Consider the following 17862-nt stretch of genomic DNA (forward strand, 5'->3'; position numbering starts at 1 on the left):
AAATAAAAATATATGTAAAACTTAAAAGTAGGAACTGTTATTTTTGGCTTGTTTTGCTCTTATTCTAAAAATCAGTAAAGCTAAAACCAATAAAAGTACACATAAGGCAAATCCTATAACTTCTTTATGATTTCCCATATATGAAATAAAGGATTGACCAGAAGTAATAGAGCTATTTGATTTTATAGAAACACCACTATTAAGTTTTAAAGTACATATTTGTTTTTTATCAATATAAACTTTAGCAGTCATAATTTGTGTTCCCTTTGCGAAAGACTTTTTCTTTAAAGAATTTTTATCTACAACAACTTTAGGTACGCTTTGGGATCCATTTTCAATCGAGTAATAATAGTCATCTGACGCTAAAAGAGGAACTTTAACACCATTTATAGAGTAATTATCAACTACAGAGTCTTTTGAAAATAATTTTTTTTGCTGAAAGTTGTTAAAGCCGTATTCAAATAATGCTTTTGAGTCATCATAAAAAGTTTTATCTTTACTATGTACAAGGGTGACTATAAGCTTCCTGTCGTCCTTATTAGCAACAGATACAAAAGAATGAAGCGATAATATAGTATATCCTGCTTTTCCTCCAATACATTTATCATAATAGTATTTTGAACTCTTATAAATTAACTTATCTTCATTCCAAAAATTTCTCGATTTCTTTGTCTGCTCTGGATTCATTTTGTTTGTAGGAGCCATTTCATAATTAAGGGTTGTTGAAATCTTTTGATATTCTGGATATTTTGAAAGAGCTCTTAAAATTAAAGCTAAATCTTTAGCAGAGGTTTTATGATCTTTATCATATAGACCATTCGGATTTTTGAAAGTTGTATCCGTACATCCTAGTTCACGAGCTTTTTTGTTCATTAAAGTTGCAAAAGCTTCTGGTGATCCGCTTACATGTTCAGCAAGTGCAACAGCCGCATCATTTGCTGATATCATTAAAAGTGAATATAGAAGATCACGAACAGTAAATTCTTCTCCGTTAGTTATTCCTATAGAATTTCCATCACGAAGTGGAAGATATTTTGTTGTGAAGTTATCGCTTACTTTCACCTTATCATCTAATTTACAATGTTCTAGAGTTAAAAGCGCTGTCATTATTTTTGTAGTTGACGCTGGCGGATAAGAAGCATCCATGTTTTTTGAGTATAAAATTTGACCACTATTACCATCCATTAAAACAACACCGTCAGCAGAGACTTTTGGAGGCTCTGGTATAGCGGCATGTACATTTAAACTTACGTTTGAAAATAGAAATATCACAATAAATGTGCATAATATTAATTTTCTCATGTCACCCTCCTAAAAAATTCATAATAACAGTATACCAAAAAAAAATCAAGGTGGCAAAAATAATGTTTAAAAAAAACTTATATGTTAAAAATATCAACTAAAGACTTATTTATTTAAAATAAAGATTAATTGAGTAAGAGAGGTAATAGAGTGAAAAATAAAAAGACCATTGTAGGATCTGTTGCTATAATTATTATATTTGTAGTAATGATTTTAATAGGATATAAAATGGAAAATGGAGAAAGTGACGACTACACCAAAGCTTCTGTTTCAGAAGTCATGAATAAGAAAAAAGAAACATCAGTAAAAAATAATTATAACAAGGAGATAAATGCTCAGATTTTTGGAGCGGTAAAAAATCCGGGAGTATACTCATTAAAGGGTAATAGTATGGTTAAGGATTTAGTGAATTCAGCAGGTGGATTTTCAGATAATGCAGATAAATTTAGTATAAATGGTGCTGCTAAAGTGCTAGATGGAGCAAATATATATGTTAAAGCTCAAGGAGAAAATGTTAATAAAGCGGTAGCTAACAATACTAATGGCAATTTAACATCGACTTCTAATAATACTAATGATGAAAAATTAGATATAAATACAGCAACTGTAGAAGATATAGTAAATAAAAAAATAAAGGGTGTAGGTGAAGGTATTGCTAAAAAAATAGTTGATTATAGAGAGAAAAATGGTGGTAAAATAAATTCAGTAGAGGATTTACAAAAGGCAATAGGAAAAAAAAGAGGCCAAGATTTAATGGAATATGTAAATATAAATTAAAGAATATTAAAATAAAAACGATAAAAAATGATATAAATATAATAATTGTAAAGTTTTCTTTATAGCATTAATATAGTACTATATTAGAAACTTAATCACACTAAAGTTATATTTTCCATTGTTATGAGGTGATAAAAGTGGCAGATTGGTATGGGTTAGCAGCTGTGGATGTTGTTAATCTTTTTAGAAGCAATTACACTAGGGGACTTACTGATGAAGAAGTAATACAAAACAGAAACTTATATGGAAGCAATAAGGTTGTTAGTACAAAAAATAAAAAATTAATCCTAAATATGGTTAAGGAGATAATTAATCCATGGTTTGTTTTTTTGATTTTTTGTTCAGTTATATTTCTTTATTTAGGAAAATTTAATTACTTTTTTATAACATTGACTCTTAATATAATTGCATTAGTAATAAGTATATTACCACATTATAGAAACTATAAAATTATCAAAAATATTGAAAAAATTAATTTGAGTAAAGTAAATGTACTTAGATCAGGTAAGCTTATAAACATTAACTCTGAAGACTTAGTTGTTGGAGATATAGTGATATTTTCCAAGGGGAGCACAATTCCAGGAGATATAAGAATAATAGAGTGCAGTGATTTAAAGGTAAATGAAGTTAGTGTAACAGGTGATGAAAGTATAATTGAAAAGTTCTCTTCTAAAATATACACAGAGGTTCTAGAAATGTCAGAAATGGGAAACATGCTTTTTAAATCATCAATTGTACAATCAGGAGAAGGTCAAGGTATAGTAGTTGCTGTTGGTGATAGAACTGAATTTGGAAAAATAATGACATCAACATTGAACTATGATAAGAATAGAAACTTTTTAATAAATAAAGTTAAGAGTGGGATGAATTACATATCTATTTTTTCGTTTGTTATATGGGTAATACTTATGTTTTTTATGAATTCTAATGGGAAAACTTTAAATGAATCCTTATATAAAACATCATTTTTGCTCTTTTCAGGTGCACCTATAAATATATTAATTTTACTGTATTCTATTTTTAGGGTTATAAAGACGTATTTTAAATCGAAACATATTGAGCTTAAATTTTTATCTATAATTGAAAATTTATCTAGAGTTAATGTTATTGTAACAGATAAGGAAGAAGCTTTAACTAAAAGTAAAATGTTTGTAAGAAAGTTCTATGATAATGAAGCCATAATAAATTTTGATTCTAAATTTATTATAAATGCTAATATAAAAAGAATACTTGAAATAGGCTTTTTATGTAATGATTGTACATCTAATAAGAATTTGAATAAAACTTTAAATGCAGCAGAAAAAGCAATAGTAGAGTTTGTTGAAACAGGTGATGTAGATTTAGAAATAGCCAAAAGAGTTTTTGAAATACCGTATAATGGAAACAAGAGAATTAAAACCACGATAAATAAGATGAAAAAAAGATATAGAGCAAATGTAAAGGGTTCTGTTGATGTTATACTTAAAAACTGTACCCATTATATGGTAGATGGAGTTGAAAGAGAACTTACAAAAGAGGCGATTAATAATATAAAGATGGCTGACATGAAAATGAGTAATGAATGCCTTTATGTAATGGCATTTGCTTATAGAAATTTTACATATAGGCCTAGTGATGACGAAAATATAGAAAGTAATCTAGTATTTGTTGGACTTATAGGATTTGAAAGTATTCTTAAAGAGAATACCCTAAAGGCAGTTGAAAAATGCTATGTAAATTCCATAAGACCAGTTGTTTTTACGGAAGATGGAAAGTTAGGGGCTATAGCTAGTGGAAAAAGGATGAACATTGTTAGGGATTCGAGTGAAGTCTTATCAGGAGTAGAAATGGATAATATTTCTACTGAGGAGATAATAAATAATGTCGAAAAGGTTAAAGTATATTCTAGGGCTTCAGAAGAAAATAAGAGAAGTGTTATAAAAAATTTAAAAGATTTAGGCTATAATGTTTTAAACTCGGGGTCAAAATTAACAGAATTACCTGCTTTAAATGAAGGGGATTTATTTATATCTTATGGCGAGAATTCTAATAAAATAGTAAAAAAATTAAGTGATATAGATTTTGAAAAGAATGATATGGGAATAATTACAAATATGATTATAAACAGTAGGAAGTTAATTATATCTCTTAAAAATTTAGTTAACTATATTTTTATTTGGAATTTTAATTTTATAGTATTATTGTTGCTATTTTATATTAATGATTTAGACTTGAAATTTAATATTAGTGAAATATTGTGGGTACTATTTTTTAACGTTATAATTAATGGAATTGCAATTTTTTTAAACTACAAAAAAGTTATAACACAGTATGATTTTAATTTGGAGGAAGAGGTATGGGATATAAGCCTGTTTTCGGTAGCTATTAATGGAGTTATTCCTGCGGTTATAATTTTGGCAAGTAGTGCTTTTAGTAGTATTAATATTCATGTTTTTGTATTTTGGGCCATTATATTTGAACAGATAATATATGGGCTGTTTGATAAATTTGAGAAAAATATAAGCTTTTTTATTTTAATATTTTTAAATTTAGTTTTTCAGTTAGTTATAGCTTTAAGTAATTTAGGAACTTATATGTTTGGGATTGATAAATTAAGCATGTATGATATGAGAATTATTGGAATAGTTGTGGTAGTACAAGCAGCTGTTATATTCATGAAAAAAATATTTACAGAATAAAATAGATTATTGATTATTGTTATTCGAATTTGGTTAAAATACCAATGGAGGTGCATTGGTATGTTTGATAGTGTATATGAAACTTTTAATTCAGAGAAGGATAATAGTGTTTGTTTAAATATTCCTAAAAATGACTTTTTATTTAGTTACGAGAGTGTAAGTAAAAGTACAGCAGCAGATTTTGTAAATAATTATTTCAAAGAAAAGGGAAGGGAAGGCATACCTAAGGTTAAGGATGTATCCATTGATAACAATGTAGTACAATTATACGTTGATGTGGATTTAAGTGAAAGTGAAAAGCCTATGAATGTTCCGGATTCACTTAATATGCGTGGATATGACCACAATAGAACAAGATGAAGAAGCCACTTGTTTTTTATTTTGTATCTATTATATTAGGGATTTTAACCGCTGCTCTTCTGAAAAATAGTATAGTAATAGGTGCAGTTATAGCTGCATCTTTTTTTGGTATTATATTTTTTACTTTGAAAAAAGAATTTGCATTTATTAATTTTTTGTTTTTTTTAATAGGATTATTTTGTTTTGTATATTATTTTAATGTTAATGTGGACAATAAAAAGGCAATAGATATAAGGATATGTGATAAAAGTGGAATTTACTTTATAGGGAATTATAAAGGGCGAAAGATAAACATTGAAGGAAAAAATATTAAATTTAAATTTGGAGAAAAAGTTAGATTAAAGGGGGATTATAAAAAAGATATTGATTATGGAAATGGAATCATCGGAATTATAAAGGTAAAGGAAATTGAGAAAAGGAAAAATGACCTTATAACTAATATGTATGATATTAGAGAAAATATATATGAGAAATATGCTTCAAAAATTGGTAAAGATAGAGCAGGAATAATTATGTCCCTTTGCTTTGGTGATACGTCCAATCTAAGTCAGAAGGATAAAAATGAGCTAAAGAAGCTTGGTATAATTCATGCGGTAAGTGTGTCAGGTATGCACATGGCAGTAATATATGAAATTTTAGAAAAAACTTTTGGATTAGCTTCGGCAATGGTGGTATCTTTAATATATGTTATTTTTACGGGGTGTCTACCAGCTACAATGAGGGCATTTTTTATGATATTTATTCTAAAGATTTCGATGAAGGTTTATAAAAATTATGATTCTATGTCTTCCTTAGCACTATCGGGTATATTACTTTTAATTTTTAGTCCGTATTATATTTTTAATATTGGGGCAGTTTTATCTTATCTTGCAACATTAGGAATAATGCTGTATTATAGAAAAATACTTCGAGTACTATATAGGCTTCCTAAAAAGTTGAATGAAAGTATAAGCTTGACTTTAAGTGCTCAGATTTTTTCTGTTCCATATGCTGGATTTGTTTTAAAAACCTTTAGTGGAGGATTTATACTGGGAAACTTAGTAATAGTACCAATATATTCTGTTCTTATAATATTAGGAAACTTGGGTGGAATCTTTTATAAATTAAATGTGGTATTTGAAGTACTATGCTATTTTATAAATATACTTTTAAAAAGCACGGATGGACTTACAAGAATGGTCTTAAAAATAACACCACCAATAATATATTTATCAGAAACTCAAAGTATTTGTCTGCTAGGCATATTTTTAAGTTTTATAATGATAAAAAAAGGATATAGAAAGTTTATGTATTTACCAATATTATTTGGCGCAGCTATAATATTTAATTCGTACAATACTATTTTTCAGGTAGAATGTGTTAATGTAAATAATAAACAAGCATATGTTATTAGATATGAAGGATACAAGGCATTTATTACGAATTACAGAATGAAGAATGACAATCAAAAGGAAAATATGCTCAGTAGTTTAGGAGTGAATAAGTTAGTTAGTATAAAGAATAAATATACTTTAAATATGAAAAATAATTATACTATTTGTTTTGATAAAGGTGTTCAGATATACTATAAAAGAAATAAGATAGTTGATATTAAAAATGATAGTATATATTATAATAAATTTTATTCTAATAGTTATGGTATAATTAAAATGGAAAGTTCTAATAAGTATTCCTTTCTTGCTACAAAAGCAAAAGTTGATTTTATAAATGGAAAAGTTTTAGTTTCAAAAGGGTGTGAAAAATGATTAACTATACTGAACTTGAAGAAAATATTGCTAAGAATAATATAAAAAATGTTTACATAATGTGTGGTTTTAATGAAAAACTTATGAAGGAAAGTATAAGTAAAATATTAAAAAAATCAGTAAATCAAGACTTTGAAAGCCTTAATTATAGTGTGTTTGACGGAAATGAAGTAGAATTTCAAGATATTTTAAATGCTTGTGAGACTGTTCCATTTATGAGTGATAAAAGAATGGTAGTTGTTTATAGAGCAGGCTTTTTAAGTGATAATTCAAATGCCAATAAAAATTCTGATAAGCTAATTAAAGAAATAGATAAATATGTAGCAAATATTCCTAAGCATTGTATTTTAATTATGTATTATGTGTTTGATAATGCAAGAGAGAAGCCATCATATAGAATTAGAAAATTTGATAAAAAAGCATGTGTGGTTGAATTTGCAAAATTAAGAGGAATGCAGTTTCAAAAAAAAGTAAAAGAGGTATTCGTAAGTAAGGGCAAACAAATAGGAAAAACAGAACTTAATTATTTTTGTAGTAAGGTAGAGAACAATATGGACATAGTATATAATGAAATTGAAAAATTATGCTGTTACGCTGTTGAAAGAGAGATAACAAAGGAAGATATAGATAAGCTTCTTCAGCCTAATGAAACAGATGACATTTTTAATTTAGTAGATTATATTTCTAAGTCAAAGCCTGAGATGGCAATAACGGTTTTAAATGAAATTATGTACAAGGGTATAAAGGCTAATAGTATACTTTATATGATTGAAAGACAGTTTAAGCTTATGTTAAGTATAAAAATAGGAGTTGAAAATAGAGAAAGTAAGGAAACCCTTATTAAGGAATTAAAATTAAATCCATATGTGTGTGATAAGATGATAAATGAATGCAAAAAGTTTACCACTAAGAAAATACTTAAGTCATTAGAGATATGTCTTAATACAGAAAAGGAACTAAAGAGTGTTTCAGGAGATCCTAAGTTTAAAATGGAAGTACTTATTATAAATTTAGCAATAATTTAGAATATAAAAAAAGCCGGTATAACCGGTTTTTTTTATGCGTTTAAAGAATTTAATCTTAAAGCTAATCTGGATTTTTTTCTAGCAGCTTTGTTTTTGTGTATTATACCTTTTGAAGCAGCCATATCTAAAGCCTTAGATACAGTAGCAAATGCAGTTTTTGCATCTTCAACATTCTTTGCTTCAAAAGCAGCTTCAAATTTCTTTATGTAAGTTTTTAAAGCTGATTTAACCATTTTATTTCTAAGAGTTTTAGTTTCGATTACTTTTATTCTCTTTTTCGCTGATTTAATATTTGCCATTTTTTTCACCACCTTGCAATTTTGTATATGCTAGCAGTTTTGGGAAATCTGCATTAAGCCACACTAAACATTAACAAATGATATTATAACATTAAAGTATGTAATCTTCAAGTAGAATTTACTTTAAAACAGAATAGTTATATATAAATACGGTAAAAATAACGAAAAAGGAGGGTGAAGTATGAAAAATGTTAGAACGGATCTTGCAGTAGAGGCAAGAGAATTGTATTGTAAAGAAAAGGAAGAAGACAAACATGGAATAAAAGTAAGTACAAAAAAAATAGAAGATATAAACATAACCACAGTAGATGTTTTAAATGAAGAAGGAGAGGAAAAAATAAGAAAACCGAAGGGAACATATATTACACTTGATATACCTAAGGTTACCTTATATGATTCAGAGGATATTGAAGATATAAGTAAGGTACTTGCGGGAGAGTTAACAGATATAACTAATAAAATAAAACTTAATGAAAGTATGACTGTACTTGTGGTAGGTCTTGGTAATTGGAATATAACTCCAGATGCTTTAGGACCAAAGGTGGTAGATAAACTTATGGTAACAAGGCACTTGAAAAAATATATACCTGACAGCATAGATGAAGGAATACGACCAGTATGTGCAGTAGCTCCTGGAGTTCTAGGAATTACAGGTATGGAAACAGGAGAGATAATACGTGGTATAGTGCAAAATATTAAACCTGATGTTGTAATATGTGTAGATGCATTAGCAGCAAGAAAAATGGAGAGGGTAAATTCAACTATTCAAATAGGGGATACTGGAATATCACCTGGATCAGGTGTTGGAAACATGAGAATGGAGATAAGTCAGAAAACACTTGGAGTTCCAGTCATAGCAATAGGTGTTCCTACAGTAGTAGATGCCGCAACCATGGCCAATGATACTATAGACATAGTTATTGAAAAAATGGAGAGTGAGGTTGGTAAAAATAGTAAGTTTTATAGTCTTTTAAAGACAATAGATACAGAGGAAAAAGAGGAACTTATACATGAGGTATTAAATCCATATGTGGGTGATCTTTTAGTTACACCTAAAGAAGTAGATATGATTATGGAAACACTTTCCAAAATTATAGCTTCTGGTATAAATATTTCACTTCAACCAGCATTAGAATTGAAGGATATAAATAATTACATTAGTTAATTTTAAAGAATAATTCTCCACTTTTTTTATATATTTATAATAGTGGAGGGGATATAATGGTTGTTAAAGTGATAAACAAAAATCAGAATAAATTTTATTTTAAGTTAGGGGTATTCATTTTAATATTTTCAGTTTTATGTGTAAGTTTATTAAATGCTTTAGGAATGAATGTAGATAAAACCTATGAAAAAGGAAATGGTATGTATGCTCATATAGTAGATTATGCTTTCCCGTGTATTAAAATAGCTAACAGTAAAAAGCAAAATATCAATAAAGATACATATTCCTTGAAAAGTTTTATTTTGTCAGCAGCAGGGCTAGATGTTAATAATCCTGAAAATATAATTTCAAAGGAAGTCTCATTTTTAGGTGAAGTACTTCCAAAGTCTATGAAAAGTGAGTGCCCTAATGAGAGTTTTACTTTGGATGATAAGGATGTGGTTAAGACCACAAGTGGCAGCGTACAGAATGAACCTTCAAAAAACGTGAATGAAAATGTTTATGACCCTAAACTGAAAAAGACACTTGATAAATCAAAACCAGAAATTTTAATATATCATTCACATACAACAGAGGCATACAAACCATATCCAGCGGATTCGTTAAATCCAACTCAAAGTGTATGTGCAGTAGGAGATGAACTTGTTAAAGAACTTGGAGATAAATATGGTATATATGCAATAAACGATAAAACAGTTCATAATGTAGTTGATTACAATAAAAGTTACACTCGTTCAGGTGAAACTCTTGATAGGTATTTAAAACAATATGGTGATTTTAAAATGATAATAGATATGCATAGGGATTCTGATGTTCCTAAAAGTAAAGTTACCGCTAGAATAAATGGTGAAGATGTAGCTAAATTTATGTTTGTTATGACAAGAAAAAACCCTCATTTTGATAAAAATATGGCGCTTGTTAATGGTCTTGTATCTATATGTAATAAGGATTTTCCAGGAATATTTAATGGAATATACTATTACGATTATGGAATAAACTATTATAATCAGCAAAAAAGTAACAATGCATTTTTGCTAGAAGTTGGTTCAGATATAAATACAATTGATGAGGCAAAGGGAACTTCTAAGTATTTAGCTAGAATAATTGCAGAATACTTAAATGGAAAAAAATGAATAAAAAACTGTAAAAAGGTACATCCTTAAATAAGGAGGTGCTTTTTTATATATGATAAAAAGATATAAAATTACGTTTTGTATAATGGTTTTTTTATGTGTTATTATATTTGTTATCTTAAATAACATCGAACTTAATAGAAGTATATATTGTAATGATGTTCACATAAAAATAAGTGAAGAAAGGCTAAAAAATGCAGCTAATAATTATGATTTAGATGATATGGAGAAGCACTTGGATAATCTCCAAAGTAAAAGTGAAAATAAAAATAAAAATGAGAGCAAGGATAACTTTGATATGTTGTCTACAGTCTATGTACCTAAATTTAGGATACTTTATAGTGAAAATCCTTTTGATATAAGGTTTGAAACTTTGCATTATAAAATCTATATAAATAAAAGTATAGAAGACTATGTTATATATGAAAAAACCATATTATACAAAATTGCAGACGACTATTATAAAGAAATAAATAATTATATAGATTATATTGCAACAGATGTATGCTTATTTAAAATAAAGGTAATGAATATTTTTGATAGATTTTATTAATATAATGACCTTAAAATCCTATAAAAGCGTTTTTCTTGACAAAAACCCTTTTATTTATGCTATAATTTAAATTGATTCGTACATTTGGAGGTATAACGAAATGCAAAGTGAAAGACAAAAACATATAAGAAACTTTTGCATAGTTGCACACATAGATCATGGTAAATCAACTCTTGCTGATAGACTGCTGGAGCATACAGGAACGCTAACACATAGAGAGATGGAAGAGCAAGTTCTTGATAACATGGAGATTGAAAGAGAAAGAGGAATAACAATAAAATCTCAGGCAGCAAGATTAATATATAAGAGACCAGAAGATGGTGAGGAGTATATACTAAATCTTATAGACACTCCAGGTCATGTAGATTTTAACTATGAAGTTTCCAGAAGTTTAGCAGCTTGTGAGGGTGCGGTACTAGTTGTTGATGCAACTCAAGGAATACAGGCACAAACCCTTGCTAATTGTTACATGGCAGTAGATCATAATCTTGAGGTGGTTCCAGTAATTAACAAGATAGATCTTCCAAGTGCTAGACCTGATGAAATAAAAACAGAAATTGAAGATGTAATAGGAATAGAGGCTAGTGATGCACCGCTTATATCGGCTAAAACTGGTCTTAATATTGAGGACGTACTTGAAGCAGTAGTAGAGAAGGTGCCAGCACCTAGTGGAGATGAAAAAGGATCTTTAAAAGCACTTATTTTTGATTCTTATTATGATAGTTATAGAGGGGTTGTATGTCATATAAGAATTAAGGATGGTACAGTAAAAGCTGGTACAAGAATAAAACTTATGGCAACAGGTAAAGAATATGAAGTTATAGAAGTTGGTGTTTTTGTACCTAATTATTTAAAGGTAGAAGAACTTAAAGCTGGTGATGTTGGATATGTAACAGCATCAATTAAAAATGTAAGGGATGCAAGAGTAGGAGATACCATAACGGATGTTAATAATCCTGCAAAGAAAGCCCTTCTTGGATATAGACCAGCTATATCTATGGTTTATAGTGGTATTTATCCTATAGATAGTTCTAAGTATGAAGAACTTAAAGAAGCGCTCGAAAAGCTTCAAGTTAATGATGCTGCCCTCAATTTTGAACCTGAAACATCCATAGCACTTGGCTTTGGATTTAGATGTGGATTTTTAGGCTTACTTCATATGGAAATAATGCAGGAAAGAATTGAGAAGGAATTTAACTTAGATGTAATAATGACAGCACCATCGGTTATTTACAAGGTTAAAAAAACAGATGGAACACTTCTTGAAATAACTAATCCTACTAATCTTCCAGAACCTACAGAAATAGATTACATGGAAGAACCAGTAGTAAAGGCTCAAATAATAACACCAGCTGATTTTGTAGGAGCAGTAATGGAGCTTTGCCAAAACAAAAGAGGAACTTTTATAGATATGGAATATATAGAAACAACAAGGGTAATGCTTAACTATATAGTACCCCTTAATGAAATTATATATGATTTCTTTGATTCTCTTAAATCGAGAACAAAGGGATATGCTTCTTTTGATTATGAATTAGATGGTTACATCAGAACAGAACTTGTAAAACTAGATATAATTTTAAATTCAGAGGTTGTGGATGCACTTTCAATGATTGTGCCAAAGGATAGAGCGTATGCTAAAGGAAGGACTATGGCAGAAAAGCTAAAAGAGATAATACCAAGGCAGCTTTTTGAAATTCCTATACAAGCAGCTGTTGGAAGTAAAATAATAGCTAGAGAAACAGTTAAAGCTTTAAGAAAAGATGTACTTGCAAAATGCTATGGTGGAGATATCTCAAGAAAGAGAAAGCTTCTTGAAAAGCAAAAAGAAGGTAAAAAGAGAATGAGGCAGGTAGGAAGCGTGGAAGTGCCTCAAGAAGCATTTATGTCAATTCTTAAGAATGATTAATAATACAAATTATAAGTTAAGTGGCAAGTTTTTTAATTTGCCACTTACAATTTTAACTAGGCTGGGATGATTTTATGGAAAAATTAGGTCTTTATATACACATACCGTTTTGTAAAAGCAAGTGTCTTTATTGTGACTTTCCATCATACACATATATGGAAGATTTGATAATTCCGTACATGGAGGCTTTATCAAAAGAAATAAAAAAAGTAAGTTTAAATAAAACTTTTACAAGTATTTTTATTGGAGGTGGTACTCCAAGTTTTCTATCTATAGAGGCTCTAAATATATTAACTAATGCTTTAGACAAGGTTAAAAAGAGCAGCGATATTGAATTTACAGTAGAGGGTAATCCTAATTCATTTACAAAAGAAAAGTTGATTTCATTTAAAAATATGGGAGTAAATAGACTTAGTATAGGTCTTCAAGCATGTCAGGATAGGCTTTTAAAAAAACTTGGAAGAATACATACGTTAAATGATTTTAAGAATACCTTTAAAGAAGCCAGAGATTTAGGATTTAATAATATTAATGTTGATTTAATGTTTGGAATTCCAAATCAAACCTTACAAGATTTTAAAGGGTCTTTAGAGTTTATAAATTCATTAAAACCAGAACATATATCTAGCTATAGCTTAATAGTGGAAGAGAGTACTCCTTATTATAAAATGAGGGAGAGTGGCAAATTAAAACTTCCAGATGAAGATGAAGAAAGAGATATGTATTCTTTTGCATGTGATTTTTTAAAAGAAAATGGATATAAACAATATGAGATTTCAAATTTTGCTTTAAAGAAAAAAGAATGTAAGCATAATCTTATATATTGGGAACTTGATAATTATATAGGTTGCGGTGTATCAGCTCATTCGTATTTTAATAAGGAGAGGTATAGAAATACAGGTGATGTGAAAAGATATATAGAACAAATTTCAAATGGTGATAGTGTGGTAGAGGAGAGTCATTATAATTCTGTTAAAGAAAATATGGAGGAATTCATGTTTTTAGGACTTAGAAAAACTGAAGGTATATCAGTAACAGAATTTAAAGTGAAATTTGATGTAGATATAAAAACTGTATATGGTGATATCATAAAAAAATACGTAGATGAAAAAATGATAATTTTAGATAATAGGCGTCTATTCCTATCTGAGAGGGGTATTCAAGTATCCAATTCTATAATGTGTGATTTTATTTTGTAGTGATATAAAGAATAATAACGAATAATTCTTAGAAAAATACTATAAAATTAACTTAAATGACATCTAACAAGGAATAAGATAACTTTATCAAAATATAAAAAGTTGACAAAGGTAATGACAGGTGATATTTTATAAACATAGTCATTAGCACTCAAAGAGAGTGAGTGCTAATAAAGAGGTGATAATATGGAAATGGAGGAAAGAAAACTCAAGATTCTTCAGGCTATAATTAATGACTATATAAATAATGGAGAGCCTGTTGGTTCAAGAACTATTGCAAAAAAGTATGATCTAGGAATAAGTTCTGCTACTATAAGAAATGAAATGGCGGACTTAGAGGAAATGGGTTATATTGAACAACTCCATACCTCTTCTGGAAGAAAGCCTTCAGACAAAGGTTATAGATTATATGTTGATAAACTTATGGAAGTACCAAGCATGTCAATAGAAGAAGAAATGCTTATAAAGGCAAAAATATTAGATAGTGCACTTTATGAAATAGATAAAATTGTAAAGCAGGCAATGTCCTTGGTATCTGAAATGACAAAGCTTACATGTGTAGTAAAGTCATTATCAGCTAAAAAAAGTTGTATTAAGTCAATAAACTTAATTAATATAGATTCAAACATGATTCTATGTGTATTCATTACAGATAGTGGTATGATTAAAAATAGTGTTATTAGAGTAAAATCTATTATAGAGAATAGTACGCTTGAGAGAATAACTAATATATTAAATTCTAGACTCAAGGGACTTACTATCGAACAAATAAATCTTGAGGTTATAAGTAATATTAAAAAGGATCTACAAGAATATGACCATATATTTGATTGCATAATTCCAAATCTTTACGATATTTTAAAAGAGGCAGATTCTACTGAGGTTTATAAAGAAGGTACTATGAATATATTCAATTATCCTGAGTTTAAGGATATTGAAAAGGCCAAAGAATTTTTATCAGTTATTGATGATAGAAGAATATTAGATAATTTGTTTAATCCTTCTTATGGAATTACAGTAAACATTGGAAATGAAAATAATATAGAGGAAGCTAAGGAATTTAGTATAGTATCTTCAGTATATAAGTATAATGGAAGACCACTTGGAACTATAGGAATTATAGGACCAACAAGGATACCTTATTCTAAAGTAATCAAAGTCATTATGGAAGTAGTAGACCAGATTAATAATAATTTAAATAAAATGAATAATAGTGAGTAGGTAAGAGGTGAGCTTATGCAAGAAAAAAATAATGAAGATTTGACAATGAAAGAAGAAAATGTATCTAATGAAGAAGAAAATGCTTCAAATGAAGATACAAAAGTAGTGGAAGAAGAATCTTCTGATAAGGAGCTTAAAGATTTGAAGACAGCTAAGGAAAAACTTGATAAAGAAAATCTAAAATTAAAAGATGAAAATGAAAAGCTCAAAAATGAATTAGATACTGTAAAGGATAGACTTTTAAGATTAAGTGCAGAATATGAAAATTATAGAAATAGAACTGCAAAGGAAAAAGAAGGAATTTATACAGATGCTTGTAGCGATGTAATAAATGAAATGCTTCCAACACTTGATAATCTTGAGAGAGCTGCTGCTACAGAGGGTAGTTTAGATGACATAAAAAAAGGTGTCGAGATGGTCGAAAAGCAGTTTAAAAATTCTTTATCAAAATTAGGTATTGAAGAAATACCTGGTGAGGGAGAATTTGATCCTAATTTTCACAATGCAGTTATGCATATAGAAGATGAAAATTATGGAGAAAATGAAATAGTTGAAGTCCTACAAAAAGGATATAAAAGAGGAGATAAAGTTTTAAGACATAGTATGGTTAAAGTTGCCAACTAAATATATAGGAGGGTTTTATAATGTCAAAAGTAATTGGAATTGATTTAGGAACAACAAACTCATGCGTAGCTGTTATGGAAGGTGGAGATCCAGTAGTTATAGCAAACTCAGAAGGTGCAAGAACAACTCCATCCGTTGTATCTTTTCAAAAAAATGGAGAAAGATTAGTTGGACAGGTTGCAAAAAGACAATCTATCACAAATCCAGATAAAACAATAATATCAGTAAAGAGAAAAATGGGAACTTCTGAAAAAGTTGCTATAGATGATAAAAACTATACACCACAAGAAATTTCAGCTATGATTCTTCAAAAATTAAAAGCAGATGCTGAAGCTTATCTTGGAGAAACTGTTACTCAAGCAGTTATAACAGTACCAGCTTACTTTAATGATAGTCAAAGACAGGCAACAAAAGACGCTGGAAAAATTGCAGGACTTGAAGTTCTTAGAATAATAAATGAGCCTACAGCAGCATCACTTGCTTATGGACTTGATAAAATGGATACTAACCAAAAAATATTCGTTTATGATTTAGGTGGAGGTACTTTCGATGTATCAATACTTGAACTTGGAGATGGAGTTTTTGAAGTTAAATCTACAAACGGAAACACTCGTTTAGGTGGAGATGATTTCGACCAAAAGATAATGGATCACATTGCAGAAGAATTCAAAAAAGATAATGGAATTGATTTAAGAAATGATAAGATGGCACTTCAAAGATTAAAAGAAGCTGCTGAAAAAGCAAAAATTGAATTATCATCTTCAACTCAAACCAATATAAATCTTCCATTTATAACAGCTGATGCAACAGGTCCAAAACATATAGATATGAACCTTACAAGAGCAAAATTCAATGAGTTAACAGAGGGACTTGTTAAGGATACTATAGAGCCAATGAAGAAAGCACTTAACGATGCTGGACTTTCAATAAACGATATAGATAAAGTAGTTTTAGTAGGTGGTTCAACAAGAATTCCTGCTGTTCAAGAAGCAGTTAAAAACTACACAGGAAAAGAGCCATCAAAGGGAGTTAACCCTGATGAATGTGTTGCTATTGGTGCAGCTATTCAAGCTGGAGTTTTAACAGGAGATGTAAAAGATGTATTACTTCTTGATGTTACACCATTAACACTTGGAATTGAAACTTTAGGTGGAGTTGCTACTGCTTTAATAGAAAGAAATACAACAATACCAACAAGAAAGAGTCAAGTGTTCTCAACAGCAGCAGATAACCAACCATCAGTTGAGATAAATATAGTTCAAGGTGAAAGAAAAATGGCTGCAGATAATAAGAGTCTTGGAAGATTTTCACTTGACGGTATAGCACCAGCACCAAGAGGTGTTCCACAAATCGAAGTTACATTTGATATAGATGCTAATGGTATAGTAAATGTATCAGCTAAGGATAAGGGAACTGGAAAAGAATCACACGTCACAATAACAGCTTCAACTAACTTAAGTGATGATGAAATAGATAAGGCTGTAAAAGATGCAGAAAAATTTGCAGAAGAAGATAAGAAGAAGAAGGAATCTATTGAAGTTAAAAACAATGCAGATCAAATAGTATTCCAAACTGATAAAGCTTTAAAAGATCTTGGAGATAAGGTCTCAGCTGAAGAAAAATCAGATATTGAAGCTAAGAAAGAAGCTTTAAGCAAAGTAAAAGATGGCGAAGATATTGAAGCAATTAAAAAGGCAACAGAGGACTTAACTCAAGCTTTATATGCTATAACAACTAAAATGTATCAACAAAGTGGAGCTCAGGGCGCACCAGGAGCTGATCCAAATGCTGCATCTCAAAATCAGAATGGCTCAAGCAGTGATGATAATGTAGTAGATGCTGATTTTAAAGTAGATAATGATAAATAAGTAT

The 17862-nt window shown here is 29.1% G+C and carries 15 protein-coding genes; 13 read left to right on the forward strand and 2 right to left on the reverse strand.

Annotated elements, in window-relative coordinates; genetic code table 11:
- Nucleotides 1-21: 21 nt before the first annotated feature.
- Nucleotides 22-1302, reverse strand: a complete 1281-nt coding sequence (locus CLFE_RS08895; protein ID WP_077893742.1) for a D-alanyl-D-alanine carboxypeptidase family protein — start codon at nt 1300-1302, stop codon at nt 22-24.
- Nucleotides 1303-1452: 150 nt separating this feature from the next.
- On the opposite strand from CLFE_RS08895, the gene CLFE_RS08900 reads away from it, so the two are divergent.
- The 5 genes from CLFE_RS08900 (at nt 1453) to holA (ending at nt 7887) form a co-directional block, all read left to right on the forward strand.
- Entirely contained in the window at nt 1453-2079 is a 627-nt protein-coding gene (locus CLFE_RS08900) for a ComEA family DNA-binding protein (RefSeq protein ID WP_077893743.1), read from the forward strand.
- A 137-nt stretch (nt 2080-2216) separates the two neighbouring features.
- Nucleotides 2217-4757, forward strand: coding sequence for a P-type ATPase actuator domain-containing protein (locus CLFE_RS08905; protein WP_077893744.1), 2541 nt, complete (start codon nt 2217-2219; stop codon nt 4755-4757).
- A gap of 60 nt (nt 4758-4817) precedes the next feature.
- Nucleotides 4818-5117: a hypothetical protein gene (locus CLFE_RS08910; RefSeq protein WP_077852447.1), complete on the forward strand. Its 300-nt coding sequence runs from the start codon at nt 4818-4820 to the stop codon at nt 5115-5117.
- The gene (locus CLFE_RS08915; RefSeq protein ID WP_077893745.1) at nt 5114-6862 is read left to right on the forward strand and encodes a ComEC/Rec2 family competence protein; all 1749 of its coding nucleotides are present in this window, start codon (nt 5114-5116) and stop codon (nt 6860-6862) included. Before CLFE_RS08910 ends, CLFE_RS08915 begins: the two co-directional genes overlap by 4 nt.
- Nucleotides 6859-7887, forward strand: a complete 1029-nt coding sequence (gene holA / locus CLFE_RS08920; protein ID WP_077893746.1) for a DNA polymerase III subunit delta — start codon at nt 6859-6861, stop codon at nt 7885-7887. The genes CLFE_RS08915 and holA overlap by 4 nt, the downstream gene beginning before the upstream one ends.
- A gap of 32 nt (nt 7888-7919) precedes the next feature.
- Here the strand turns inward: holA and rpsT are convergent, their stop codons facing one another.
- Nucleotides 7920-8186 carry a 30S ribosomal protein S20 gene (rpsT, locus tag CLFE_RS08925; RefSeq protein WP_077833438.1) on the reverse strand — a complete coding sequence of 89 codons (267 nt, stop codon included), beginning with the start codon at nt 8184-8186 and terminating at the stop codon, nt 7920-7922.
- A 181-nt stretch (nt 8187-8367) separates the two neighbouring features.
- On the opposite strand from rpsT, the gene gpr reads away from it, so the two are divergent.
- The 8 genes from gpr (at nt 8368) to dnaK (ending at nt 17858) form a co-directional block, all read left to right on the forward strand.
- Nucleotides 8368-9351, forward strand: coding sequence for a GPR endopeptidase (gpr, locus tag CLFE_RS08930; protein ID WP_077893747.1), 984 nt, complete (start codon nt 8368-8370; stop codon nt 9349-9351).
- Nucleotides 9352-9407: 56 nt separating this feature from the next.
- Complete coding sequence (locus CLFE_RS08935) at nt 9408-10484, forward strand: stage II sporulation protein P (protein WP_077833436.1); 1077 nt, start codon at nt 9408-9410, stop codon at nt 10482-10484.
- A 52-nt stretch (nt 10485-10536) separates the two neighbouring features.
- Nucleotides 10537-11037: a hypothetical protein gene (locus CLFE_RS08940; protein WP_077852443.1), complete on the forward strand. Its 501-nt coding sequence runs from the start codon at nt 10537-10539 to the stop codon at nt 11035-11037.
- Nucleotides 11038-11137: 100 nt separating this feature from the next.
- Nucleotides 11138-12946: a translation elongation factor 4 gene (lepA, locus tag CLFE_RS08945; RefSeq protein WP_077893748.1), complete on the forward strand. Its 1809-nt coding sequence runs from the start codon at nt 11138-11140 to the stop codon at nt 12944-12946.
- Between the two features lie 74 nt (nt 12947-13020).
- Nucleotides 13021-14145: a radical SAM family heme chaperone HemW gene (gene hemW / locus CLFE_RS08950; protein WP_077893749.1), complete on the forward strand. Its 1125-nt coding sequence runs from the start codon at nt 13021-13023 to the stop codon at nt 14143-14145.
- A 186-nt stretch (nt 14146-14331) separates the two neighbouring features.
- Entirely contained in the window at nt 14332-15366 is a 1035-nt protein-coding gene (hrcA, locus tag CLFE_RS08955; protein WP_077833432.1) for a heat-inducible transcriptional repressor HrcA, read from the forward strand.
- 15 nt (nt 15367-15381) lie between these two features.
- Entirely contained in the window at nt 15382-15990 is a 609-nt protein-coding gene (gene grpE / locus CLFE_RS08960; protein WP_077852439.1) for a nucleotide exchange factor GrpE, read from the forward strand.
- Between the two features lie 20 nt (nt 15991-16010).
- On the forward strand, nt 16011-17858 hold the full coding sequence (dnaK, locus tag CLFE_RS08965) for a molecular chaperone DnaK (protein ID WP_077833430.1): 1848 nt from the start codon (nt 16011-16013) through the stop codon (nt 17856-17858).
- Nucleotides 17859-17862: the final 4 nt, after the last annotated feature.

Origin of the sequence: Clostridium felsineum DSM 794 (genome assembly GCF_002006355.2) — a bacterium.
GTDB lineage: Bacteria > Bacillota > Clostridia > Clostridiales > Clostridiaceae > Clostridium_S > Clostridium_S felsineum.

Bases quoted from the DNA above. Each gene is read 5' to 3' on its own strand.
- CLFE_RS08895 (WP_077893742.1), bottom strand. From the start codon at position 1,302: ATGAGAAAATTAATATTATGCACATTTATTGTGATATTTCTATTTTCA.
- CLFE_RS08910 (WP_077852447.1), top strand. From the start codon at position 4,818: ATGTTTGATAGTGTATATGAAACTTTTAATTCAGAGAAGGATAATAGT.
- CLFE_RS08915 (WP_077893745.1), top strand. From the start codon at position 5,114: ATGAAGAAGCCACTTGTTTTTTATTTTGTATCTATTATATTAGGGATT.
- holA (WP_077893746.1), top strand. From the start codon at position 6,859: ATGATTAACTATACTGAACTTGAAGAAAATATTGCTAAGAATAATATA.
- rpsT (WP_077833438.1), bottom strand. From the start codon at position 8,186: ATGGCAAATATTAAATCAGCGAAAAAGAGAATAAAAGTAATCGAAACT.
- gpr (WP_077893747.1), top strand. From the start codon at position 8,368: ATGAAAAATGTTAGAACGGATCTTGCAGTAGAGGCAAGAGAATTGTAT.
- CLFE_RS08935 (WP_077833436.1), top strand. From the start codon at position 9,408: ATGGTTGTTAAAGTGATAAACAAAAATCAGAATAAATTTTATTTTAAG.
- CLFE_RS08940 (WP_077852443.1), top strand. From the start codon at position 10,537: ATGATAAAAAGATATAAAATTACGTTTTGTATAATGGTTTTTTTATGT.
- lepA (WP_077893748.1), top strand. From the start codon at position 11,138: ATGCAAAGTGAAAGACAAAAACATATAAGAAACTTTTGCATAGTTGCA.
- hemW (WP_077893749.1), top strand. From the start codon at position 13,021: ATGGAAAAATTAGGTCTTTATATACACATACCGTTTTGTAAAAGCAAG.
- hrcA (WP_077833432.1), top strand. From the start codon at position 14,332: ATGGAAATGGAGGAAAGAAAACTCAAGATTCTTCAGGCTATAATTAAT.
- grpE (WP_077852439.1), top strand. From the start codon at position 15,382: ATGCAAGAAAAAAATAATGAAGATTTGACAATGAAAGAAGAAAATGTA.
- dnaK (WP_077833430.1), top strand. From the start codon at position 16,011: ATGTCAAAAGTAATTGGAATTGATTTAGGAACAACAAACTCATGCGTA.